The sequence below is a fragment of the Salinisphaera sp. T31B1 genome, assembly GCF_040361275.1.
Lineage (GTDB): Bacteria > Pseudomonadota > Gammaproteobacteria > Nevskiales > Salinisphaeraceae > Salinisphaera.
The window spans coordinates 98,698-119,767 of record NZ_APNH01000004.1; the positions used below are offsets into that span (position 1 = coordinate 98,698).

The window sequence follows — 21,070 nt, forward strand, 5'->3', positions numbered from 1 at the left end:
GTCAGCTCTCCAGATCGACATGCCGGGCCATGCCACGTTCACCGGCGAGCTCGACGGCCCGGCAGGCCACGGCCAGGTCCTGAAGGCCGACGCCGGTGCCGTCGAACAGGGTGATTTCGTCCGCGTCGCGACGGCCGATGGCGTCGCCGTTGATCACCGCGCCGATCGGTGTGATCTCGTGTTCGGCGATCAGCCCGGCACGAGCGGCATGCTGACATTCGCCCAGTTGTACCGCCTGAGCCGGCTCATCGGCGAACAGGCGTGCCGCGGCGACCAGCCGCGGGTCGACTTCCTGCTTGCCGACGGTATCGGTGCCCATGCAGGCGATGTGGGTGCCGGGGCTGACGTGTTCGGCCTTGAGCATCGCCTCGAAGCTCGAGGTGATGGTGATGATGACGTCGGCTTCGGCTCCCAGCCGGTCCAGGCTCACCGCTTTGAAGGGCACGCCTTCCTCGGCGGCGGTGCGTTCCAGATTGGCAAGCATTTCGGGGTGCAGGTTCCAGCCGATGACGCGCTCGAAGTCGCGCTGGCGAAGCGCTGCACGCATCTGGAACATCGACTGAAAGCCCGCCCCGAGCATGCCCAGCACGCGCGCGTCCGGGCGGGCGAGATGTTGGATGGACACCGACGAGGCCGCCGCGGTTCGGGCCGCGGTCAGATAATTGCCGGCCACCAGGGCGGTTGGCTGGCCGGTATCGGCATCGACCAGCATGACCGTCGATTGATGGTTGGTCAGGCCCTTGTCCGAGTTGCCCGGCCAGTAGCCGCCGGCCTTCAGGCCGAGCGCCGGCGCGCTGGCGTCGAAGCCGGACTTGAAGCCGTACAAGGCGTCGGCATGGCCGAGCGCCTCCCGGACCACGGGGAAGTTGCGCGCTTCGCCGCGGGCCATGGCTGAGAATACGTTTTCGACGGCATCGAATGCTTCGGGCATGCCGATCAGCGATTTCGCCATCGTTTCGGTCACTATAAGCATGGGGTTCTCGTGTCGGTTCGACGCGCAGCGGCCGCCCGGTGAGCGGAGCGGTTCAGGCGTGTCGATGGATAGGGTCGTTGCGCATCAGCGCCGGGTTCGATCGCGGCCGGCGGCCGCGTCATCGCGGTTGCTACAGGCACATGCCACGGGCGGTGACGGGCAGAATGCGTTCGACCACGCCGTTGCGCACGCCGATGTACCAGTCGTAGATATTCACGGTCGGGTCGCAGTGGCCCGGTACCAGCCTGAGCTTTTCGCCCAGGGCGAGTACGTTGTCCGGGTCGGCGATCACGCCGTGTTCGTCCGAGGCGCCGACATACTCGATATCGTCGCGGCCGTAGACCACGGCCACGCCCGAGTCCACGCTCTGTGCCTTGAGGCCCGCATCGCAGATCGCCTTGTCGGCCTTGGTCTTGCTCATCACGGTCGTGTAGATGAACAGGCTGTTCTCGAAGTCGTCGATGGGCTGCCCGTCAGCCATGGCGATCCGCTGATAATCGGCGTCCATGAACACGTACGAGCCGCACTGCAGCTCGTTGTAGACGCCGCTCTTGCCCTCGAAGGCGTAGGTGCCGGTGCCGGCACCGGCCACCAGTTCGCAACTCAGACCGGCCTGCGCTATCTGTTCGACGGTGCGGCGGGTGGCCGCCACGGCCTCGTCGATCCTGGCCTTGCGCTCGTCGTAGTCGTGCACGTGCTGGGCTTTGCCCTGATAGGCCTGAAGGCCCTTGAACACCAGATTCGGCGCGGCGTGGATCTTTTTCGCCAGGGGGACGGCGGCCTCGCCCGGGGCGACGCCACACCGTCCGGCGCCGACGTCGATCTCGACCAGTACGCCGAGTTCGACGTTGTAACGTGCCGCGGCCGCCGACAGATCGTCGATATTGTCGATATCATCAACGCACACCATGACCCGGGCCTGTGTGGCCATGGCGGCCAGACGTTCGATCATATTGGGGTTGATCACTTCGTTGGAGACGAGCACGTCACGCACGCCGCCGTGCACCAGCGCTTCGGCCTCGCTGGTTTTCTGACAGCACACGCCCACCGCGCCTGCGGCCATCTGGTCGAGCGAGATATCCGCGGATTTGTGGGTCTTGGCATGCGCGCGATGGCGCAGCCCGTGCGCATCGATGAAATCGGCCATACGGCGAATGTTGCGCTCGTAGGCGTCCAGATCGATCAGCAGACAGGGCGTGTCGATATCCTCGATACGCGTGCCGATCTGGGCCGGAATATTCAGGACCATGGTCTCTCCTCGAATTGTGTTGTTTGTCATTGCAATGGGTGGAACAGCCGAGCAAGCCGCGTGGGACGACCCGGCGACGCCCTCAACCAACGCTCATCCAGGGCAGTTTGCTCAGATCGACGTTGCCGCCGGTCAGAATCACGCCGACGCGCCGGTTTTCGAAGATCGGGCGGTTTTTGAGAATGGTCGCCAGCGTCACCGCGCAGGACGGCTCGATCACGATCTTCATGCGCTGCCAGACCAGGCGCATGGCATCGACGATCTCGCGTTCGCTGGCCAGCAGCACGTCGGTGACGTGGCGGGATACGAAATGCCACGTCAGCGGGCGTAACGAGACACGCAGGCCGTCTGCGATCGTGTCGGGCGCGTCGTCTTCGATGATGTGGCCCGCCTTGAACGAGCGGTAGGCATCGTCGGCCTGTTCGGGCTCTGCGGCGTAGATACGCGTCGCCGGAGAGACGTTCGCACAGGTCAGCGAACTGCCGCTGATCATGCCGCCGCCGCCGATGGGCGCGACCAGCGCGTCCAGAGGCCCGGCCTGCTCGAGTAGCTCGCGGGCACAGGTGCCCTGACCGGCGATTACCCGCGGATCGTTGTACGGATGGACGAAGTGCGCGCCGGATTTCTGAGTGATCGATTCCAGCGTGCGCTCGCGGGCCTCCAGACTCGGCTCGCAGGTCACGATCTGCCCGCCGTAGCCGCGCACGGCGTCCATCTTGGCTTGGGGTGCGGTATGCGGCATGACCACGGTGCACGGGATGCCGCGGCACTGGGCCGCGCGCGACAGCGACAGGGCATGGTTGCCACTCGAATGCGTGGCCACACCGCGTCGGGCCTGGTCATCGGTGAGGCTGAACACGGCGTTGGTCGCGCCCCGTACCTTGAACGCGCCGGCTTTCTGGAAGTTCTCGCACTTGAACAGCAGCGTGGCGCCGCTCAGGTCGTCGAAGGTGCGGCTGGTCAGCACCGGCGTGCGGTGAATCCAAGGTGCGATGCGTTCGTGGGCGGCACACACGTCGTCATAGGTCGGAATCGTCATGTCTTGTTCCGGTTGTTCGGCTTGTCCTGTCATCACGCGACCCTCTGCTTCCAGCGGTTGCGGGTCGCGCTGTAGTAAGCCTGAGCAGCCGCCACGCCACGACCCAGTTCGATGGGGTAGTCGAGGTTGGCCATGGCCATTTCTATGGTCGCGATTCCCGCCAGTGCCATGACATCGGTCATGTCGCCGAGATGACCGATGCGAAACGCCTTGCCGGCGATATCGCCAAGCCCGATGCCATAGGAGACCCCGTAGTGCTCGTAGGCGTGGTTGACCAGCTCGGTGGCGTCGAAGCCCTCGGGAACGCGCACCGCCGTGACCGTGTCCGAATAGAGTTCGGGGCGGCGTGCGACCAGTGGCAGCGACCAGGCGGCCACCGCACGGCGGACACCTTCGGCGATGCGGTGATGACGCGCGAACACCCTGGTCAGGCCTTCTTCCTCTAGCATGGTCACGCTCTCGCGCAGCCCGCGGATCAGGCCCAGCGGCGGGGTATAGGGGAAGCTGCCCTTGCGGTTGGCTTCGCGCATGGCCTGCAGATCGAAATAGGCGCGCGGGCACCGAGCGTTGGCACAGGCCGCGATGGCCTTAGGGCTGATCGCGAGGATCGCCAGCCCGGCGCCTAGCATGAAGCCTTTCTGTGAACCGGTGACCGCGATGTCCACGCCCCAGTCGTCCATGCGGAAGTCCATCGATGCGATGGAACTCACGCCGTCGACGAACAGCATGGCCGGATGCTGCGCATTGTCGAGCGCCCGCCGTACCGATGCGATATCGCTGGTCACACCGGTTGCGGTTTCGTTGTGGCAGGCCAGTACCGCCTTGATTCGATGCTGGGTATCGGCCTTGAGGATACGTTCGTACTCGTCGGCCGGTACGCCGTCGCCCCATTCGCTTTCCACCGCATGCACGTACAGACCCTGATCGCGACACAGCTTGATCCAGCGCTGGGAGAACATGCCGTATCGCGCTGCCAGGACTTCATCGCCCGGCGACAGGGTGTTGGTGACGGCGGCTTCCCAGCCGCCAGTGCCTGTGGACGGAAACAGCAGCACTTCGCCGACCGTGGTCTTGAACACACGTTTGAGATCGTCCAGCAACGGCACGAACTGATCGGCGAAATCGGACGCCCGGTGGTCTACCGTCTGTACATCCATGGCCCGACGGATACGGTCGGGCATGTTGGTCGGCCCGGGAATGAAAACGGGATTCTGTGTCGCCATGTCTCTCCTCCTATCGTTGGAGTCAAGACTAAACGCTACCCAAATTGGATTCAATATGATCAAATAAACGGTACAAAGAGAGGTGAAAAACAATAAGACGTTGTTTTGAAAGGGAAGGAGATGGCCCGTGATGGATTACCGATCGCCGATGAAAAATTTTCTGCTCGGTTCAACGCCTCAGGTCGGACTCGACAGCCCCTCGCGAGGCTCGTGATCACCACCCGAGCCGGACGCGGTCGGGGTCGTCCTCGGAGCACGGGCGCCGCCCGTGCCGGTGCGCCGCCGGTACAGGTGCTCGATCGAGGGCTTCACATGTTGTCGGTGGTCGCGCGCTACGAACATCAGACGTTGACCGCACTGGCGGCCACCGCGGACATGGCCTGTTCGACGGCCTACCGGATGCTGGAGACGCTGCGCCACCACGAATTGGTTGCCTTCGATACTCATACTCAGACCTGGTCGATCGGGGTCGAGGCATTCCGGGTGGGCCAGCGCTATGCGCGCCATACGCATTACCTGGCGGCCGGACGCGCGGTGATGCGTCGCCTGTCGGAGCAGACCGGGGAGACGGCCAACATGGCCGTGATCGAGACCGGCGAGCTGGTCTATGTGGCGCAGATCGAGACCAGCGCACCGATCCGGGCGTTCATTCCAACCGGTACGCGCGGCGATCCTCAGGCATCGGGCATCGGTAAAGTGCTGTTGGCCTATATGGACGACGCACTGCGCGCCGAACTGACGCGGGTGCCTCCGCCGGCTTTCACCGACCACACTTATACCGATGCGGCTGAGTTGGCGCTCGAACTTGATCGCGTGCGCGCACGCGGTTGGGCCGTCGACGATCAAGAACGCTATGTCGGCATGCGATGTATCGCCGCCCCCATATTCAATGAATACGCCGAACCGATCGCCGGCCTGTCGATATCGGCACCGATCGATCGCCTGCCTGTCGATCATCTGGCGCACAAGGCCGTAGAAGTGGTTGCAGGCGCCGAGGAGGTCACGCGCCGTATCGGCGGCCGGCGACCGTCGCCGACCCGCGAGCGGCCATGATCGGCCGCTGGCTGCCGATCGGTCGATCAAACGTATACAAAACACAGCAATTATTGATACAAATTGAATCACGCCGTAGTCTTCAGCCTTCGTAGCCGGCCCGGCCTGAACAGGATGCACCGCTGATGAATCAATCCCTCAAGTCCGACAATCCGTTGCTGGAGCCCGATGTGGCCGCGCCGGACGGCGCCCGCCGGTCCGATCAGGATATCTACCGGGCCATTGCCAACGCGATCTTCGAGCAGCGGCTGCCGTCCGGCACGAAACTGCCGGAAGACAATCTCGGCGACATCTTCGCCGTCAGCCGTACGGTCGTACGCAAGGCTCTGTTTCGTCTGGCCAGTGAGAAACTGGTGGATATTCGTCCCAATCGCGGCGCGATGGTTGCCAGCCCGAGCGTCGAGGAGGCACGGGACGTGTTCCAGGCCCGGCGGATCATCGAGGCGGCGAGTGTCGAAGCCGCCATGAAACGCATGACGCCCGATAGCCGCGAACGTCTGGCCCGGCTCGTTCATAAAGACCACGCTGCCCATCAGGAGCGTTCGCGACGACACTGGATCCGCTACTCCGGCGCCTTCCATCTGGAGATCGCGGAGATCGCCGGCAACCAGGTGCTCAAGGCGTTTCTCAAGGAATTGATCGGTCGGACCTCGTTGATCATCGGCCTGTACGAGCCGATGCAGCGCACTGTGTGTACCTATGACGAACACGAGGTGCTGCTCGAGGCGATGACCGGCGACGATATCGCGCTCGGTGTGAAGACCATGGTCGACCACCTGACCGAGTGCGAGGAGCGCCTGGGCCTGGAGCGTCGCGATCGCGAGATCGATCTGCGCGACATCTTTGCCGCCGGCGACGACCCGGCCGACTGACGCGCGGCTGGCCGCGATCGACCGGGCTTATGTCCGCCCGGCCGAGGATACAACGACGAAAAGGAACAAGCAGGAATGAGCCGAGCGCACTCGAACGACGACGATTACCCTCGCGACATGGTCGGCTACGGGGCGAATCCGCCCCACGCCCGCTGGCCGAACGGCGCTCGGATCGCGGTGCAGTTCGTGATCAACTACGAAGAGGGGTCCGAGAACAACGTGCTCCACGGTGATCCCGCGTCCGAGAGCTTTCTGTCGGAGATGGTGGGCACCGACGCCCGGGAAGGCGTACGCCACATGAGTATGGAATGGCTGTACGAATACGGCAGCCGGGCCGGGTTCTGGCGGCTTTATCGTCTGTTCGCCGAGCGCAACATGCCGGCTACCGTGTTCGCGGTCGGTATGGCGCTGGAGCGCAACCCGGAAGCCGCGCGCGCCATGGTCGATGCGGGCTTCGAGATCGCCTCGCACGGTTGGCGCTGGATCGACTACCAGTATGTCGACGAATCGACCGAGCGCGAACACATCCGCCTGGCCGTCGAAGCGATCGAACGAATGACCGGCCAGCGCCCGCTGGGCTGGTATACCGGGCGCTGCGGGCCGAACACGCGGCGACTGGTCGCCGAACACGGCGGCTTCCTATACGACGCGGACTCTTATGCCGACGATCTGCCGTACTGGGAGCGTGTGGCAGGCCAGCCGCAGCTGATCGTGCCCTATACGCTGGACGTGAACGACATGCGGTTCGTCGCGCCCCAGGGATTCAACTCGGGCGATCAGTTCTACAGTTATCTGAAGGACGCCTTCGACGTGCTCTATGCCGAAGGCGAAACGGCGCCCAAGATGTTGTCGGTCGGCTTGCACTGCCGGGTGGCCGGCCACCCGGGCCGCGCCGCAGCGCTGGCCCGGTTCATGGACTACGTCGGCTCGCATGACCAGGTATGGGTCTGCCGGCGTATCGATATCGCACGTCACTGGCGCGAGGTCCATCCTCACGACGCGTCTCACTGAGGGCCGTCACACCGTGGCCGCTACGTGCGCGGCCACGGTGCGCCCTCGAGGCAAATGCCGGGCGTCGCCGAGCCGGTGCCTCCTAGAACATCTCGTTCAGGCGGAAACGCGCGATCTTGTGGATCTCGTCGAGCGCCCGGCGCTGTTCGACAGCGGGGTCGTTATCCAGGCGTGCGCTCATGGCGGCCAGAATGTCCTCCCGCTGGAGGCCTTTGACGGCAACGATGAATGGAAAACCGAATTTCTCGGTATAGGCGCTATTGAGCGCCTGTAGCCGCTCGTATTCTTCGGGGCTGCAGCCGGCAAGCCCTGCGCCGGCCTGTTCGCGGGCGGATTCGGCGGTGAGCCCACCGGCCAGGGCGAGTTTGCCGCCGAGGTCAGGATGCGCGCGGATAAGGGCCATCTGTGTGGCCGCATCCGCTGTCTCGACTTCGGTGCGCATGGCTTCGGCCAGCGCGTCTGCGCTTGCGATCTGGTTGCGCGTGTGTCGTTGCCATACGCCGCGGGCCACCCACGGCGAGTGTTCGTAGACGCCGCCGAAGGCCTCTACGAACCGGTCTTCGTTCATGTTGCCAAGCGCGTGGCCCGGCAGGGCAGGTGTGTCGGACATCGGTTCGGGCTCCCTGTGTGACTCGTCGAGCGGGCGCTTTGTATCCGATTTTTGCTTCGAATACAGACAGCGGGATCCGTTCGATACGTGAACTTGACACGATTGTATCTAATATTCGATTGACTGTCCGGTATAAACACGATACGAATTGTATTCAATATAAGAGCCGTTATGAGACATTCAACGTTCTCATGCGGCCGCTGTGTCTATCGGAGGAGACCCACCGCAATGGCCGATCCATTGATACTGCAGGCCCGTCCGCTGACGGCGGCCGCGTTCGCCCCCTACGGGGATGTGCTGGAAACACAAGGTCATTCATCCGAAGCGATGAACCAGGGATGGGCCGAGCGATTCCGCGATATCGCGGATATCGATGTAGCCGATCAGAATGGCCGGGTGAGCATCAGTTGGGTGCACTCGCGTGCCGATACGGCGCCGGTTGGCCTGCGACTACTCGAGCGTCATCCGCTGGGCAGTCAGATATTCATGCCGCTGAACGGACACCGCTTCCTGGTGGTGGTCGGTCCGAGCGGCGAGCTGCCCGGGCGGGAGCGACTGGAGGCGTTTGTCAGCAACGGCCGGCAGGGCGTGAACTATCGCAAGGGTGTCTGGCACCACCCGATGATCGCCCTGGACGCAGCGAGCGACTTCATCGTCATCGACCGGGGTGGGCCGGGCCATAACTGCGACGAGCGCTCGATCCCGGGCGGCGAAGTCGAGGTGCGGCTCTAGCCGGCCCGCCGTGATGTACAGCGAATCCCTCGCCCACCGCCGTTCATCGACAGGTGCCGCACCGGCCCGGGTCGAGAATCGACGCGCCGGCCCGGCCGGGGTCAGTCGTCGGCTATACAACCGGGATCTGGCGCCCACGCTTGCCGCCGGGCGTCAATGGACGGCCTATCATGTGTTCACGGTGTGGGCCAACGACGTTCACAGCCTGGGCAACTATACGTTCGCCATCGGTCTGTTCGCGCTGGGCCTGGGTGTATGGCAGATCCTCGCTGCGTTCGCGATCGGTGCCGCCGTTCTGTTCGGGCTGTTGACGCTGTCCGGGTTCATGGGCCAGAAGACCGGCGTGCCATTCCCGGTGTTGAGTCGCATCGCCTTCGGTATCAAGGGGGCACAGGTCGCGGCCGTCGTACGCGGCGGGGTCGCGATCGTGTGGTTCGGCATCCAGACGTATCTGGCCTCGGTCGTACTGCGCGGCCTGTTGCTCGCCGTATTTCCGGCGCTCGCACGCCTGGATGGCGACCATGTCCTGGGTTTGTCATTACTGGGCTGGTGCGCGTTTGCCGCCCTGTGGGCTGTGCAGGTCGTGATCGTGAGCTATGGAATGGGCATGGTGCGTCGCTATGTGTCCGTTGCCGGGCCGGTGATACTGGTGACCATGCTCGCATTGGCGGTCTGGGTGTTCGTCCGAGCCGGGGCAAGCATCGCGTGGTCGACCGGCGAAAGCCTGACCGGCTGGCCGATGTGGCGGGAAATCCTTTCGGCCGCTGCGCTGTGGGTCGTCATCTACGGCACCTTTGCGCTCAATTTCTGCGACTTCACGCGCTCGGTGGCGGACCGCCGGTCGATCGTGCTGGGCAATCTGTTCGGCATTCCGCTGAACATGCTGTTCTTTGCGGTGATCGTGGTCGTGCTCGCCGGCGCGCAGTTCCGTATCGACGGCCGCATCATCGAAAGCCCGGCCGATATCGTTCAGACCATTCCCGATACGGGCCTGCTAGCGCTGGCCGCCGGCGCGCTGATCGTGCTCACCATCGCGGTCAATCTGGTGGCCAATTTCGTTGCACCGATCTATATGCTGGCCAACCTGTTTCCGCGCTATCTGAACTTCCGGCGTGCCGGCCTGGTCAGCGCGCTGCTGGGCGTGGCGATACTGCCCTGGAACCTCTACAACTCGCCGATCGTGATCGAGTATTTCCTCGGCGCGCTCGGCTGTCTGCTGGGCCCGGTGTTCGGCGTGCTGATCGCCGACTACTGGCTGGTGCGCCGCGCGTGCATCAATGTTCCGGATCTCTATACCGAGGCCGCGCACGGCGACTATCACTACCGGCACGGCTTCAATCCGCGGGCCTTTGCGGCCGGTATTCCCGCTGCACTGATCTCGCTTGCCGTGGCACTGGCGCCGCCGTTCGCCGCGCTCGCCGGGTTCTCGTGGTTCTTCGGTGCCGGTCTGGCCGGATTGATCTACACCCTGATCGCCGACCGATCACAGCAGCCGCGCGATATCGACGGCGAGTCGATCGCGGTGGCCAGTGAGTAGCCGTCTGACCTTTCATCTTCCGGAGCCGAGCTCTTCAATGCGCATACTCGTTGTCAACGTCAATACCACCGAAACCATGACGGCGGCCATCGGTCGTCAGGCCGCGGCCGTGGCTGGGCCCGATACCGAGATCGTGCCGCTGACGCCCTTGTTCGGCGCCGATTCGGTCGAGGGCAACTACGAGAGCTATCTGGCGGCCATCGCTGTCATGGAAACGGTTCGGGCCTATCGCGAGCCGTTCGATGCGGTCATTCAAGCCGGCTACGGCGAACACGGCCGGGAAGGCCTGCAGGAACTGCTTGAGGTCCCCGTGGTGGATATCACCGAAGCCGCAGCCACCACGGCGATGTTTCTCGGCCACAAGTATTCGGTGGTCACCACGCTGGACCGAACGGTGCCGCTGATCGAGGACCGGCTCAAGCTGGCGGGGCTCGATACGCGCTGTGCATCGGTTCGTGCCAGCGGCCTGGGCGTGCTCGAACTCGAACGTGATCCGGCCGCCGCCGTCGAGGCCATCGCCGCTCAGTGCGTGAGCGCCGTCGAGCACGATCGCGCCGAGGTGATCTGTCTCGGCTGTGGCGGCATGGCGGAGCTGCGCGCACGCGTGATCGAACGCACCGGCGCGCCGGTCGTCGACGGGGTGGCGGCGGCGGTCACGCTGGCCGAGTCCCTGGTTCGACAGAACCTGAGTACCTCGAAATTGCGCACCTACGCCCCGGCGCGTCCCAAGACCTTTGTCAACTGGCCGCCCGAGTTCGGACGGTCATGAACCCGCACTCATCGCCGCATCAGATGGCGAAGGCGTCAACCAAAGCAAAACGCTCGGAGCCATCGCTGGCCACCGGCGTACGAGGAGATAGCTAGATGCAGGACAACCAGACCATGACCACCGACACGCACGTCTGTGCGGCGGACCGGAAACTGCCGATCGGGCAGCTGCTGCCAATGGGGGTGCAGCACGTATTGGTGATGTATGCCGGCACCATTGCGGTGGCCCTGATCGTGGGCGGCGCGCTCGATCTGCCGCGCGAGGATATTTCCTATCTGATCATGGCGGATCTGTTGTGCTGCGGGATCGGGACCCTCATCCAGTCGCTCGGGATCTGGATCTTCGGCATCCGCATGCCGATCGTGATGGGCTCGAGCTTCGTGACCGTCGGGCCCATGGTGGCCATGGCGACCAGCGGCCATGTCGGTATCGCCGGCATCTTTGGCGCGACCGTGGTCTCCGGGGTGTTCGGCATTGCCCTGGTGCCGTTTTTCACCCGCTTGCTCAAGTTCTTCCCGCCGCTGGTCACAGGCACCGTGATCGCATCGATCGGCATATCGCTGATTCCCGTGGGTATCAACTGGGCCGCCGGGGGCGTGGGTGCAAGCGATTTCGGCGCGCCCGTCAACGTCGGGCTCGCGGTGTTCGTACTGGCCTGTATTCTGACCATCAACCGGATCGGACGCGGCATTTGGGTGAACATCTCGGTGCTGATCGGCCTGCTGATCGGCTATCTGGTGGCCCTGCCGCTCGGGGTGGTCAGTCTCGATGGTCTGGCATCGCAGCCGGTGGTGGGCGTGGTCACACCGCTGCATTTCGGGATGCTCGAATTTCCCATCTCGGGCATCATTGCCATGTGCATCATCATGGTCGTCACACTCGTCGAATCCACCGGCATGTGCCTGGCGCTGGGCGAGATGGTGGGCAAACCCGTCGACCGGCGTCTGCTCAACCGCGGGCTTTACGGCGACGGCATCGCCACCGCGATCGCGGGCTTTCTGAACGGCTTTCCGCATACCTCGTTTTCACAGAACGTAGGGCTGGTGGGCATGACCGGAGTGACCAGCCGGTATGTCACGGTGGTCTCCGGCTTCGTGCTGATCGTGCTCAGCCTGTTCCCGCAGGCCGCGTTCGTGGTGGCATCCATTCCCAAGCCGGTCCTTGGCGGGGCCGGGCTCGTGATGTTCGGCATGGTCGCTTCGGCCGGTATCAACATCATGAACAAGGCCGACATGTCACAGCGCACCAATCAGCTGGTGTTCGCCGTGTCCATCGGTTTCGGCATGATTCCGCTGGCCGCGCCCGACTTCTTCGCCATCTTCCCCGACTGGACGGCGCCGATCGTGCATAGCGGCATCCTGTTGACCGCCGTGGCCGCAGTGATCACCAACCTGCTGCTCAACGGCGGCGATGCGGTGGCCGACGAGTCCGATACCGAGGAAGAACTCGAATCGGCGGCACGTCGCCAGAGCCGGGCCGCGGGGCCGGCCAAGTCGTAACGGACGCCGTCGGGCGCCGATTGTCTGAATCACGAATCTAACAACGGATTATTCATGGGTTATCTGACGACACACGTACTCGATACTGCCAACGGCTGCCCGGGCGTGGGCATTCCCGTCGTTGTGCGACGTCTCGAAGCCGGGCAGGCCACCACGCTTGCTCAGACACAGACCAACGACGACGGCCGATGCGATCGGCCGCTGATCGAAGACGACGCGTTCACCGCAGGCCAGTACGAGATCGTGTTCGACGTGGGGGCCTATTTCGCCGACCGACGCGAATCACTGGACAGCCCGGCGTTCATCGACGAGGTGGTCATCCGCTTCGGCGTCGCTCACGCTGATCAGCACTATCACGTGCCGCTGCTGGTCTCGCCCTATGGCTACAGCACTTACCGTGGCAGCTGAACCGCCGTTCGGGCCCCACGCCTTCTCAAGGAGCACAGCATGACGAGCACACTGCTACGCAATGCGGCGGTCATCGCCACCATGGACGACAGCGACACGCTGCTGCACAACGCCAGCATCCGTATCGTGGACAACCGCATCGAGGCGATCGGTCCGGCCGACGAGATCACCGGCGGCGCCGACGAAACGATCGATGCGAGCGGCCATATCCTGATACCCGGCCTGGTGAACACCCATCATCATTTCTATCAGACGCTGACGCGTAACGTGCCGGCCGGCCAGGACAGCGACCTGTTCAACTGGCTGGTCGCCCATTACCCGATATGGGCCCGCATGGACGCCCGCGCGATCGATGCGAGCACCCGCATCGCGATTGCCGAACTGATGTTGTCTGGCTGTACCACGGCCGCTGACCATACCTATATCTGGCCCAATGACGCACGCGTCGACGACCAGATTCACGCCGCCGCCGAGATGGGGTTCCGCTTCCATGCCGCGCGCGGGTCGATGTCGGTCGGGCAGTCGCGTGGGGGACTACCGCCGGATCACGCCGTCGAAGACGAGGATTTCATCCTCACCGATTCGCAGCGGGTGATCGAGACCTATCATGACGACAGCCACGGTGCGATGACGCGTATCGTGCTCGCCCCGTGTTCGCCGTTTTCGGTTTCCACCGATCTGATGCGCGAAACAGCGGCGCTCGCGCGCACGCATCGCGTGCATCTGCATACCCATCTGGCCGAGACGCTTGACGAGGAGAATTACTGCCGGGAACTGTTCGGCCAGACGCCCGTCGAGTATGCCGAGGCCAACGGCTGGGTCGGCGACGACGTGTGGTTCGCGCACATGGTGCACCCGCACGAGGCCGAAATCGGCCGGCTCGGTGAGCATCGTTGCGGTGTCGCCCATTGTCCGAGTTCCAACATGCGGCTAGCCTCGGGGGTCGCGCCGATCCGTGCGCTTCAGGACGCGGGTGCGCGGGTCGGGCTCGGTGTGGACGGCTCGGCATCCAACGACTGTTCGCACATGCTTGGCGAAGCCCGTCAGGCCATGTTGTTGCAACGTTTGGCCAACGGCCCGGACGGCTTGAGCGCGCGCCAGGCGCTGCGTCTGGCCACCCGCGGCGGCGCTGAAGTACTCGGCCGCGACGATATCGGCCATCTGGCACCGGGGATGGCCGCCGACATCGTCGGTTATCGTCTTGACAGCCTGCCGCTGGCGGGCGCGGCGGTACACGATCCGCTCGCTGCGCTGGTCTTCTGCTGGCCGCCCCAGGTCGATCTGAGCCTGATCAACGGCCGGTTGCGGGTGCATCGGGGCGAACTGCTCGGCGTCGATGTTCCGTCGTTGGTCAAGCGTCACAACGCCATCGCCACGGCGCTGGTCAACGGCTGAACACCGCCGGGCCTTCGCGCCGGTAACAATTCGTGATCCATCGCTCCGGGGGAGCCTTCATGCACACTTTCAATGCTTCGCGGCGGCAGTTTCTCAAGCGCTCGATCGTCGCCGGCGTGAGCGTCTACGTCGCCAACCTCGCCAGTCCCGCGTTCGCGTCCCTGTTCGAACAGCAGGTGCTCACGCCGACCGATCGGGTCTGGAAACCGGGGGCCGGGATGCAGTTCCGCCTCGACGGCGTGGCCAAGGTCACCGGTAGCAAGGTGTTCGCGCGCGATATCCGCGCACGCGACATGCCCCACTGGCCGGATACGCAGGCACATGCCTTCATCGTGCGCGCCACATGCTGCGACCGTCGGTTCGAGGGTATCGACCTGTCGGCGCTCGAGCAGGCCGGGCTGGCGCCCGAGCGCGTGGTCACCGCCGAGGACATGGCCCGCGACAACATCCAGGTACCCGACTACTACGGGCCCGAGTTCTTCCTGCCCAAGGGACGCACGCCGCTTTATCTGGGCTATCCCGTGGCGATGCTGATCTACCACGATTTCGATCGTTTCAGCATTGCCAAGAGCCGCGTGCGTGCGGCCGAGAACGTAGTGGTCTACGGCGATACCACGGACCTGCCGGACAAACCGCCCTACGGCGCGTTCCGATATATCCGCGTCGGCGGCGATACGCCGTACGACACAGATCGGTTCTCGGCACTCCAGGAGACGGTGCTGTACCCGGATTTCCGCAAGCGCCACCCGGTCTGGCCGCAGGCGCTGGAAAATGGCAAAGACAGCGAGCGCGCGATGTATCACGCCGATGCGCTGGCGCAACAGCTGGATAACCCGCCCGACGACTGGCTGGTCTTCGAGGGCGAGTATCACACCCCCTATATCGACCATTTCGCCATGGAGGCCGACAACGCCAACTGCTGGTTCGATGCGTCGGCCGGCGACATGCACGTGGTCTGCGGAAGCCAGTCGCCCAGCGAACTGGTCGAGCGCATGGCCGCACTGCATTCGGCGAGCACGTTCGCCAGCCATCGTTTTTTCCTGCACCCGACCTATACCGTGGGCTACGGTTCGAAGGACAACTCGATCTTTCCCTACTACGGCATGCTGGCCGCCTATTATGCTGACGGCCATCCGGTACGCCTGGCCAACGACCGCTACGAGCAGTTCCAGGCAACGATGAAGCGGCATCCGTTCACGATCCGCAATCGGCTGGCCGTCGAGCGTAAGACCGGCAAGTTCCGGATATTCAAACAGGATCTGACCGCCAACGGCGGCGGCCGGGCGAATTTCTCCAATTCGGTCGCCTTTGTGGGCACTACCGCCGCCCAGGGCATCTATTACATGCCCAACAGCGACCTGACGGCCACCGCCATCTATTCGCGGATGCCCGAGGCCGGCTCGATGCGCGGCTACGGCACCTTGCAGACCATGGCCGCGACCGAGGTCATGGTCGATGAGATCGCGGGCGAACTCGGGATGGATCCTATCGAGCTGCGGCTGGCGAACGTGTTCAAGTCGGGCATGAAGAATACCCAGGGCGCGATCCCGGCCGGCCATCTTCGCGGCGAGGAGATTCTCAACAAGGCGAAGCGGCATGACATATGGACAACGCGCGCCGAGCGCAAGAAAGCCTATGAGGCCGATCATCCCGAGCATCGCTACGGGGTGGGTTTTGCCTGCGTGCAGAAGGATTTCGGCCACGGTGCGGAGGCGGTCTACTCACAGGTCCAGCTGATGCCCGACGGTCGAATCGAGCTGCGTAACACCGGTGCCGAGATGGGTACCGGTTATTCGACCAGCCAGGCAGCGGTCGTAGCAGCCTGGCTCGGCCGGCCGGCCGATGTCGTTCACACCGCCGAAACCGAGTGGGACGATCTGGCGATGAAGGCCACGGGCAATCCGTACCTGATGTCCCAGGACACCCAGGATGCTGCTCAGTCGGATCCGCGCTGGACGCCGATGCTCCAGCAGGCCTCGAGCGCGAGCAACTCGGCCTATTATCTGTCGTTCCCGACCATCGAAGCCGCGCGCGTGATCTTTCGCCACGGCCTCTGGCCGGTCGCACTCGAATACTGGCAGCGCGGCATCGGCGGGGGACAGGCCGCGCCGTATGTGGTGCGCGAGGCCGATGCGGTCTGGAAGGACGGCAAGCTCTCGGCCAACGGCATGGAACCTCTGTCGCTGGCGTTTCTGGCCGAAAGGGCACATGCCCAGGGCCGGGTGACCGGCGTCATGGCCCATGCGTTCAACCGCTGGGCTTGGTCGCGGGCCGACTACGACATCGACGGCACCACCGAAAATCTGCCGCTGGACGGGCTGGCCGTGCAGTACGGTCAGGGTGCGTCGCCGGCAAAGAAAGCACGCATGACCACGGCCCGCGGGTTCGAGCGGCTTACCCGTTCGAACCCGTATTTCCCGCCCACCCAGCGCAACAACGCCGGGGTCACCTACTACAGCGCCTGTGGCACGCTCGTGGAACTGGCGGTCCATACCGGTACCGGCGAGATCTCCCTGCTCAACCACCACACGTTTCTGGAATGCGGCAACACCATCGTCGAGGAGCTGGTCTCGGGCCAGTTGCAGGGCGGGATCGCCATGGGGATCGGTCATGCGCTGCACGAAGACATGCCGCTGTATGAAGACGGCCCGGGCAACGGGACGTGGAACATCAACCGCTACCGCGTCCCCCGTGCCAGCGATGTAGCCGTCTGGCAACAGACGGCGGAGATTCTGCCGCCGGTCTCGCGTACCGAGCCGCCCAAGGGCATTGCCGAAGTCGTGATGATTCCGATTGTCGGGGCGATCGGCAACGGCGTGGCCCACGCCATCGGCCATCACTTCCATCATTTGCCCATCACCGCCGAACGCGTCCGGGAGGTCCTGTGAGCACACCCGATCCGATCAAGCGCAAGCCGCTGAAGGTCACCATCAACGGCGAGCAACAGCCGGTCGAGCAAGTGCCCGACGAGCTGATGATGCTCGATTATCTCAACGAATACCGGAACCTCACCGGGACGCGTTTCGGCTGCGGTATCGGGCTGTGCCGAGCCTGTACCGTGATCGTCGATAGCCCGGACGGGCACAGCGAGGAGATACGCACCTGTATCACCGGCGCGCACTATTTCAACGGCAAGTCGATCCGGACCGTCGAGGGCCACGCCGAGCGTGACGATCGCGGCGAGGTGGTCTCGCTGTCCGAGGTCCAGCAGCAGTTTCTGAACCATTTCTCGTTCCAGTGCAGCTACTGCGCGCCGGGCTTCGTCAACGCCGCGACGGTGCTGATCGAGCGCCTGCAACGCGATCCGGTGCCCCGATCGCAGCTCGAGGATACGATCAGTCAGGCGCTGGAATCGCATCTGTGCCGCTGTACCGGCTACGTGCGCTATTACCAGGCAGTGCGGGATGCAGTGCTGGCGACGTCCGGCACCACGGTGGAGGGTTGATCGTGCGTACGGCTGCTTATTTGCTGATCGCGCTGGCCGTCGGGTGCAGTGCGTCGATGACGGTATTCGCCGCCGAGCGCGTGGACGCCCAGGTCGAGCGCGGCGAGTATCTGGCGCGTGCGGCCGACTGTGCGGCCTGTCATACGGCGAAGGGGGGCACGCCCTATGCCGGCGGCCATCCGATCGACACGCCGTTCGGCACCGTCTACGGCACCAACATCACGCCCGACAAGCAGTACGGCATCGGCGACTACAGCGCGGACGATTTCTATCACGTGCTCACTCAAGGTGAGCTGCCGGATGGCACGCAGCTGTATCCGGCCATGCCTTATACCGCCTATCACGACATCGCGCGCGAGGACTCGGATGCGATGTATGCCTACTTCATGAGCCTCGACGGCGTGCACGCCGCCGGCCCGCAAACCGACCTGTCGTGGCCGTTCTCGATGCGCTGGACCTTGAACGTCTGGAACTGGATGTTCGCCGGATCCGATACGTCCGGCCCGCCGGCGGACGACGACCCGCAGTCCGGCCGCGGGCGCTACCTTGTGGACACGCTGGGCCATTGCGGCCAGTGTCATACGCCGCGCAACATGCTCGGCGCGGTCGAGAGCGACAAGCGCCTGCAGGGCGCGGTGATCGCCGGCTACGAGGCACCGAATCTGCTGCCGACATCACTGGCTTCGCGCGGCTGGGACACCGACTCGCTTCGGACCTTTCTGCGTGAAGGGCGGAGCCGGCAGGGCAGCATGTATAGCGAGATGTACCCGGTATTCCATCACAGCACGCGGTATCTGAACGACGCGGATCTGGCCGCGATGACCGGCTACCTGCTGGGCGCCGAGCCGCCGGCACCGAAAACGATCAGCGCCGCAACCGACCTCGGTGACGACCCGGGACGTCAGCTCTATCTCAACAGCTGTGCCGGCTGTCACGGCGCACAGGGTCAGGGCGCGGCTCAGGTCGCCTCGGCGATGACCGGCAATACGACGCTGCGACTGGACAGTCCGCGCAATCTGGTGAAGATCATTCACGACGGGATCGCCGCACGGCAATTCAATGGCACAGAGCGCGCGCAGGCCATGCCGGGCTTTGCCGACAAGCTCAGCGACGATGAGATCGCGACGCTGGCAACCTATCTGCGCCGACAGTGGGGGGGCCAGAAAACGCCGGTCGATGCAACACAAGTGGCCGACATGACGGACACAAAGCAATAAACTGCGCCTCAGGCAGTTCCAATCAGGTGCTTCAATGACGACACACGGCAGCAAACGCCCCCTCTATATCCCCTACGCCGGTCCGACGCTGCTCGAGATGCCGCTGCTCAACAAGGGTAGTGCGTTCGACGCCGACGAGCGGGTGGCCTTCAATCTGATCGGGCTGCTGCCGCAGAACGTGGAAACGATCGAAGAGCAGGTCGATCGGGCCTACCAGCAGTACACCACGTGTACGAACGATCTGGACAAGCATATCTATCTGCGCGGTATCCAGGATGACAACGAGACCATGTTCTTCCGGCTGCTCGAAGACCATCTCGAAGAGATGCTGCCGATCATCTATACGCCGACCGTCGGGCAGGCCTGCGAGAAGTTCTCCGAAATCTACCGCAATCACCGCGGCATCTTCATCTCCTATCCGGACCGGCACCGGATCGACGACATCATCCGCAGTGCCACCAAGGATAACGTCAAGGTCATCGTGATCACCGATGGCGAGCGTATTCTGGGTCTGGGTGATCAGGGTATCGGGGGGATGGGCATTCCCATCGGCAAGCTGTCGTTGTACTCGGCCTGTGGCGGCATCAGCCCGGCGTATACGCTGCCGATGGTTCTGGACGTGGGCACCAACAATCAGGAACTACTCGACGACGAGATGTACATGGGCTGGCGCCATGAGCGCATCGGCGACGCAGAGTACGCCGAATTCGTGGATCTGGTCATCCAGGCCATCCGCCGGCGCTGGCCGAACGTGCTGCTGCAGTTCGAGGATTTCGCCCAGCGCAATGCGCTTCCGTTGCTGTCCCGCTATCGCGATCAGCTGTGCTGTTTCAACGACGATATTCAGGGTACGGCCGCCGTGTGCGTGGGTTCGTTGTTGGCCGCGTGCAAGGCCAAGAACGAATCCATCGCCGATCAGACCGTGGCCTTCGTGGGCGCCGGGTCGGCCGGCTGCGGTATCGCCGAGCAGATCATCGCCGCGATGGTGGACGAGGGGCTGACCGACAGCCAGGCACGGGCCCGTATCTACATGATCGACCGGAATGGCCTGCTCACCGACAGCATGGCGAGCCTGCCCGATTTCCAGCGGCGGCTGGCGCATCCCAAGGCACGTATCGAGGAATGGGGCGAGGATACCGAAGAGGATCCGATCCTGACGGTCATCGAACATGCACGGCCGACCGTGCTCATCGGCGTATCGGGCCAGCGTGGTCTGTTCTCTCGTGAGGTGATTCAGCGCATGCATTCGCATTGCGCGCATCCGTTCGTCATGCCGTTATCCAATCCCACGTCCAAGGTCGAGGCCACGCCCGCCGAGATCCTCGAGTGGACCGACGGCGCGGCGCTCGTGGCTACCGGCAGCCCCTTCGATCCGGTCGAGATCGGCGATCGCACGATCCCGATCGCCCAGTGCAACAATGCCTATATCTTTCCCGGCATCGGCCTCGGCGTAGTGGCGGCCCAGGCACGACGAGTGACCGAGAACATGATCATGAGCGCCTCGCGCGCACTGGCCGAGATGTCGCCGCTGGGCGTCGATGGCGAAGGTGCGCTGCTGCCGCCGCTGGAGCGGGTACGTGAGCTGAGCCAATCGATCGCGGTGGCCGTCGCTCGTCAGGCACAGGCCGACGGTGTGGCGCTCAAGTCCTCCGAAGACGCCATTCGGGAAAGCGTAGCGCGCAACTTCTGGTACCCGCGCTATCGTCGGTATCGGCGTGCCGCGTTCTAGGCGCCGCGCCCAGGCCACGCACTGACCGGGCCGGTTCGTCTCGGCGCCCGCCGAGCCGCGCCGTTGCGTTACGGTATCCCACGCCCCGGACACGCGGGCCGGCGAAGTTGAACGCCACCCGGGCCGGGCGCCCCGGCCGACGGTTGTCCAGGTGCGTGACACGCCGTGCGGTACGCCTGGCTTGCGGCGCTGGCCCGCTGCCGTCGTATACCCGGCCTGCCGAGGGCGCGCGCGTCGGCTCAAATCGCCATCGCCCAGGGTCGGTCGCCGGCGTTCGGATCGCGCGGCCGCGCACCCGGGGCTACCCGG

At 64.3% G+C, this 21,070-nt stretch carries 18 protein-coding genes; 13 read left to right on the forward strand and 5 right to left on the reverse strand.

The features are described 5' to 3' along the window. Position 1: 1 nt before the first annotated feature. The 4 genes from bhcD to bhcA all read right to left on the reverse strand — a co-directional run bounded on the left by bhcD (position 2) and on the right by bhcA (position 4,484). Positions 2-973, reverse strand: coding sequence for an iminosuccinate reductase BhcD (bhcD, locus tag T31B1_RS15190; RefSeq protein WP_353250375.1), 972 nt, complete (start codon positions 971-973; stop codon positions 2-4). A 130-nt stretch (positions 974-1,103) separates the two neighbouring features. Continuing rightward, positions 1,104-2,222, reverse strand: a complete 1,119-nt coding sequence (locus T31B1_RS15195; protein ID WP_353250376.1) for a DSD1 family PLP-dependent enzyme — start codon at positions 2,220-2,222, stop codon at positions 1,104-1,106. 82 nt (positions 2,223-2,304) lie between these two features. Continuing rightward, entirely contained in the window at positions 2,305-3,261 is a 957-nt protein-coding gene (gene bhcB / locus T31B1_RS15200; protein ID WP_353250377.1) for a beta-hydroxyaspartate dehydratase BhcB, read from the reverse strand. Positions 3,262-3,293: 32 nt separating this feature from the next. Continuing rightward, positions 3,294-4,484 (reverse strand): L-aspartate--glyoxylate aminotransferase BhcA, encoded by a 1,191-nt coding sequence (gene bhcA / locus T31B1_RS15205; RefSeq protein WP_353250378.1) that lies wholly within the window; start codon positions 4,482-4,484, stop codon positions 3,294-3,296. A gap of 210 nt (positions 4,485-4,694) precedes the next feature. Here bhcA and T31B1_RS15210 point away from each other — a divergent pair, with 210 nt between their 5' ends. The 3 genes from T31B1_RS15210 to puuE all read left to right on the forward strand — a co-directional run bounded on the left by T31B1_RS15210 (position 4,695) and on the right by puuE (position 7,420). Next, positions 4,695-5,537: an IclR family transcriptional regulator gene (locus T31B1_RS15210; RefSeq protein WP_353250379.1), complete on the forward strand. Its 843-nt coding sequence runs from the start codon at positions 4,695-4,697 to the stop codon at positions 5,535-5,537. A gap of 125 nt (positions 5,538-5,662) precedes the next feature. Continuing rightward, positions 5,663-6,409 carry a GntR family transcriptional regulator gene (locus T31B1_RS15215; RefSeq protein ID WP_353250380.1) on the forward strand — a complete coding sequence of 249 codons (747 nt, stop codon included), beginning with the start codon at positions 5,663-5,665 and terminating at the stop codon, positions 6,407-6,409. Positions 6,410-6,484: 75 nt separating this feature from the next. Next, the gene (gene puuE / locus T31B1_RS15220) at positions 6,485-7,420 is read left to right on the forward strand and encodes an allantoinase PuuE (protein ID WP_353250381.1); all 936 of its coding nucleotides are present in this window, start codon (positions 6,485-6,487) and stop codon (positions 7,418-7,420) included. Between the two features lie 82 nt (positions 7,421-7,502). On the opposite strand, the gene uraD is transcribed toward puuE, so the two are convergent. After that, complete coding sequence (uraD, locus tag T31B1_RS15225) at positions 7,503-8,030, reverse strand: 2-oxo-4-hydroxy-4-carboxy-5-ureidoimidazoline decarboxylase (RefSeq protein WP_353250382.1); 528 nt, start codon at positions 8,028-8,030, stop codon at positions 7,503-7,505. A gap of 228 nt (positions 8,031-8,258) precedes the next feature. On the opposite strand from uraD, the gene T31B1_RS15230 reads away from it, so the two are divergent. The 10 genes from T31B1_RS15230 (at position 8,259) to T31B1_RS15275 (ending at position 20,761) form a co-directional block, all read left to right on the forward strand. Then, positions 8,259-8,762 (forward strand): ureidoglycolate lyase, encoded by a 504-nt coding sequence (locus T31B1_RS15230; RefSeq protein ID WP_353250383.1) that lies wholly within the window; start codon positions 8,259-8,261, stop codon positions 8,760-8,762. Positions 8,763-8,775: 13 nt separating this feature from the next. Next, complete coding sequence (locus tag T31B1_RS15235) at positions 8,776-10,299, forward strand: NCS1 family nucleobase:cation symporter-1 (RefSeq protein ID WP_353250384.1); 1,524 nt, start codon at positions 8,776-8,778, stop codon at positions 10,297-10,299. Between the two features lie 37 nt (positions 10,300-10,336). Beyond that, on the forward strand, positions 10,337-11,068 hold the full coding sequence (locus tag T31B1_RS15240) for an aspartate/glutamate racemase family protein (protein WP_353250385.1): 732 nt from the start codon (positions 10,337-10,339) through the stop codon (positions 11,066-11,068). Between the two features lie 95 nt (positions 11,069-11,163). After that, a complete protein-coding gene (locus T31B1_RS15245; RefSeq protein ID WP_353250386.1) occupies positions 11,164-12,567 on the forward strand; it encodes a nucleobase:cation symporter-2 family protein in 1,404 nt (467 codons plus the stop codon). 54 nt (positions 12,568-12,621) lie between these two features. Next, positions 12,622-12,975 (forward strand): hydroxyisourate hydrolase, encoded by a 354-nt coding sequence (gene uraH, locus T31B1_RS15250; RefSeq protein ID WP_353250387.1) that lies wholly within the window; start codon positions 12,622-12,624, stop codon positions 12,973-12,975. Between the two features lie 39 nt (positions 12,976-13,014). Continuing rightward, complete coding sequence (locus T31B1_RS15255; protein WP_353250388.1) at positions 13,015-14,370, forward strand: 8-oxoguanine deaminase; 1,356 nt, start codon at positions 13,015-13,017, stop codon at positions 14,368-14,370. A gap of 59 nt (positions 14,371-14,429) precedes the next feature. Further along, a complete protein-coding gene (locus tag T31B1_RS15260) occupies positions 14,430-17,258 on the forward strand; it encodes a xanthine dehydrogenase family protein molybdopterin-binding subunit (protein ID WP_353250389.1) in 2,829 nt (942 codons plus the stop codon). Next, entirely contained in the window at positions 17,255-17,815 is a 561-nt protein-coding gene (locus T31B1_RS15265) for a (2Fe-2S)-binding protein (protein WP_353250390.1), read from the forward strand. Before T31B1_RS15260 ends, T31B1_RS15265 begins: the two co-directional genes overlap by 4 nt. A 56-nt stretch (positions 17,816-17,871) precedes the next feature. After that, positions 17,872-19,032, forward strand: a complete 1,161-nt coding sequence (locus T31B1_RS15270) for a c-type cytochrome (RefSeq protein ID WP_502951021.1) — start codon at positions 17,872-17,874, stop codon at positions 19,030-19,032. 34 nt (positions 19,033-19,066) lie between these two features. Beyond that, positions 19,067-20,761: an NAD-dependent malic enzyme gene (locus T31B1_RS15275; RefSeq protein WP_353250392.1), complete on the forward strand. Its 1,695-nt coding sequence runs from the start codon at positions 19,067-19,069 to the stop codon at positions 20,759-20,761. Positions 20,762-21,070 lie beyond the last annotated feature (309 nt).

What these genes read in the sequence shown, in the direction of transcription:
- T31B1_RS15275 (WP_353250392.1), top strand. Translation starts at nt 19,067, where the DNA reads ATGACGACACACGGCAGCAAACGCCCCCTCTATATCCCCTACGCCGGT.
- T31B1_RS15215 (WP_353250380.1), top strand. Translation starts at nt 5,663, where the DNA reads ATGAATCAATCCCTCAAGTCCGACAATCCGTTGCTGGAGCCCGATGTG.
- bhcD (WP_353250375.1), bottom strand. Translation starts at nt 973, where the DNA reads ATGCTTATAGTGACCGAAACGATGGCGAAATCGCTGATCGGCATGCCC.
- T31B1_RS15195 (WP_353250376.1), bottom strand. Translation starts at nt 2,222, where the DNA reads ATGGTCCTGAATATTCCGGCCCAGATCGGCACGCGTATCGAGGATATC.
- uraD (WP_353250382.1), bottom strand. Translation starts at nt 8,030, where the DNA reads ATGTCCGACACACCTGCCCTGCCGGGCCACGCGCTTGGCAACATGAAC.
- T31B1_RS15240 (WP_353250385.1), top strand. Translation starts at nt 10,337, where the DNA reads ATGCGCATACTCGTTGTCAACGTCAATACCACCGAAACCATGACGGCG.
- bhcA (WP_353250378.1), bottom strand. Translation starts at nt 4,484, where the DNA reads ATGGCGACACAGAATCCCGTTTTCATTCCCGGGCCGACCAACATGCCC.
- bhcB (WP_353250377.1), bottom strand. Translation starts at nt 3,261, where the DNA reads ATGACGATTCCGACCTATGACGACGTGTGTGCCGCCCACGAACGCATC.
- T31B1_RS15235 (WP_353250384.1), top strand. Translation starts at nt 8,776, where the DNA reads ATGTACAGCGAATCCCTCGCCCACCGCCGTTCATCGACAGGTGCCGCA.
- T31B1_RS15255 (WP_353250388.1), top strand. Translation starts at nt 13,015, where the DNA reads ATGACGAGCACACTGCTACGCAATGCGGCGGTCATCGCCACCATGGAC.
- T31B1_RS15270 (WP_502951021.1), top strand. Translation starts at nt 17,872, where the DNA reads ATGACGGTATTCGCCGCCGAGCGCGTGGACGCCCAGGTCGAGCGCGGC.
- T31B1_RS15245 (WP_353250386.1), top strand. Translation starts at nt 11,164, where the DNA reads ATGCAGGACAACCAGACCATGACCACCGACACGCACGTCTGTGCGGCG.
- T31B1_RS15260 (WP_353250389.1), top strand. Translation starts at nt 14,430, where the DNA reads ATGCACACTTTCAATGCTTCGCGGCGGCAGTTTCTCAAGCGCTCGATC.
- T31B1_RS15230 (WP_353250383.1), top strand. Translation starts at nt 8,259, where the DNA reads ATGGCCGATCCATTGATACTGCAGGCCCGTCCGCTGACGGCGGCCGCG.
- puuE (WP_353250381.1), top strand. Translation starts at nt 6,485, where the DNA reads ATGAGCCGAGCGCACTCGAACGACGACGATTACCCTCGCGACATGGTC.
- uraH (WP_353250387.1), top strand. Translation starts at nt 12,622, where the DNA reads ATGGGTTATCTGACGACACACGTACTCGATACTGCCAACGGCTGCCCG.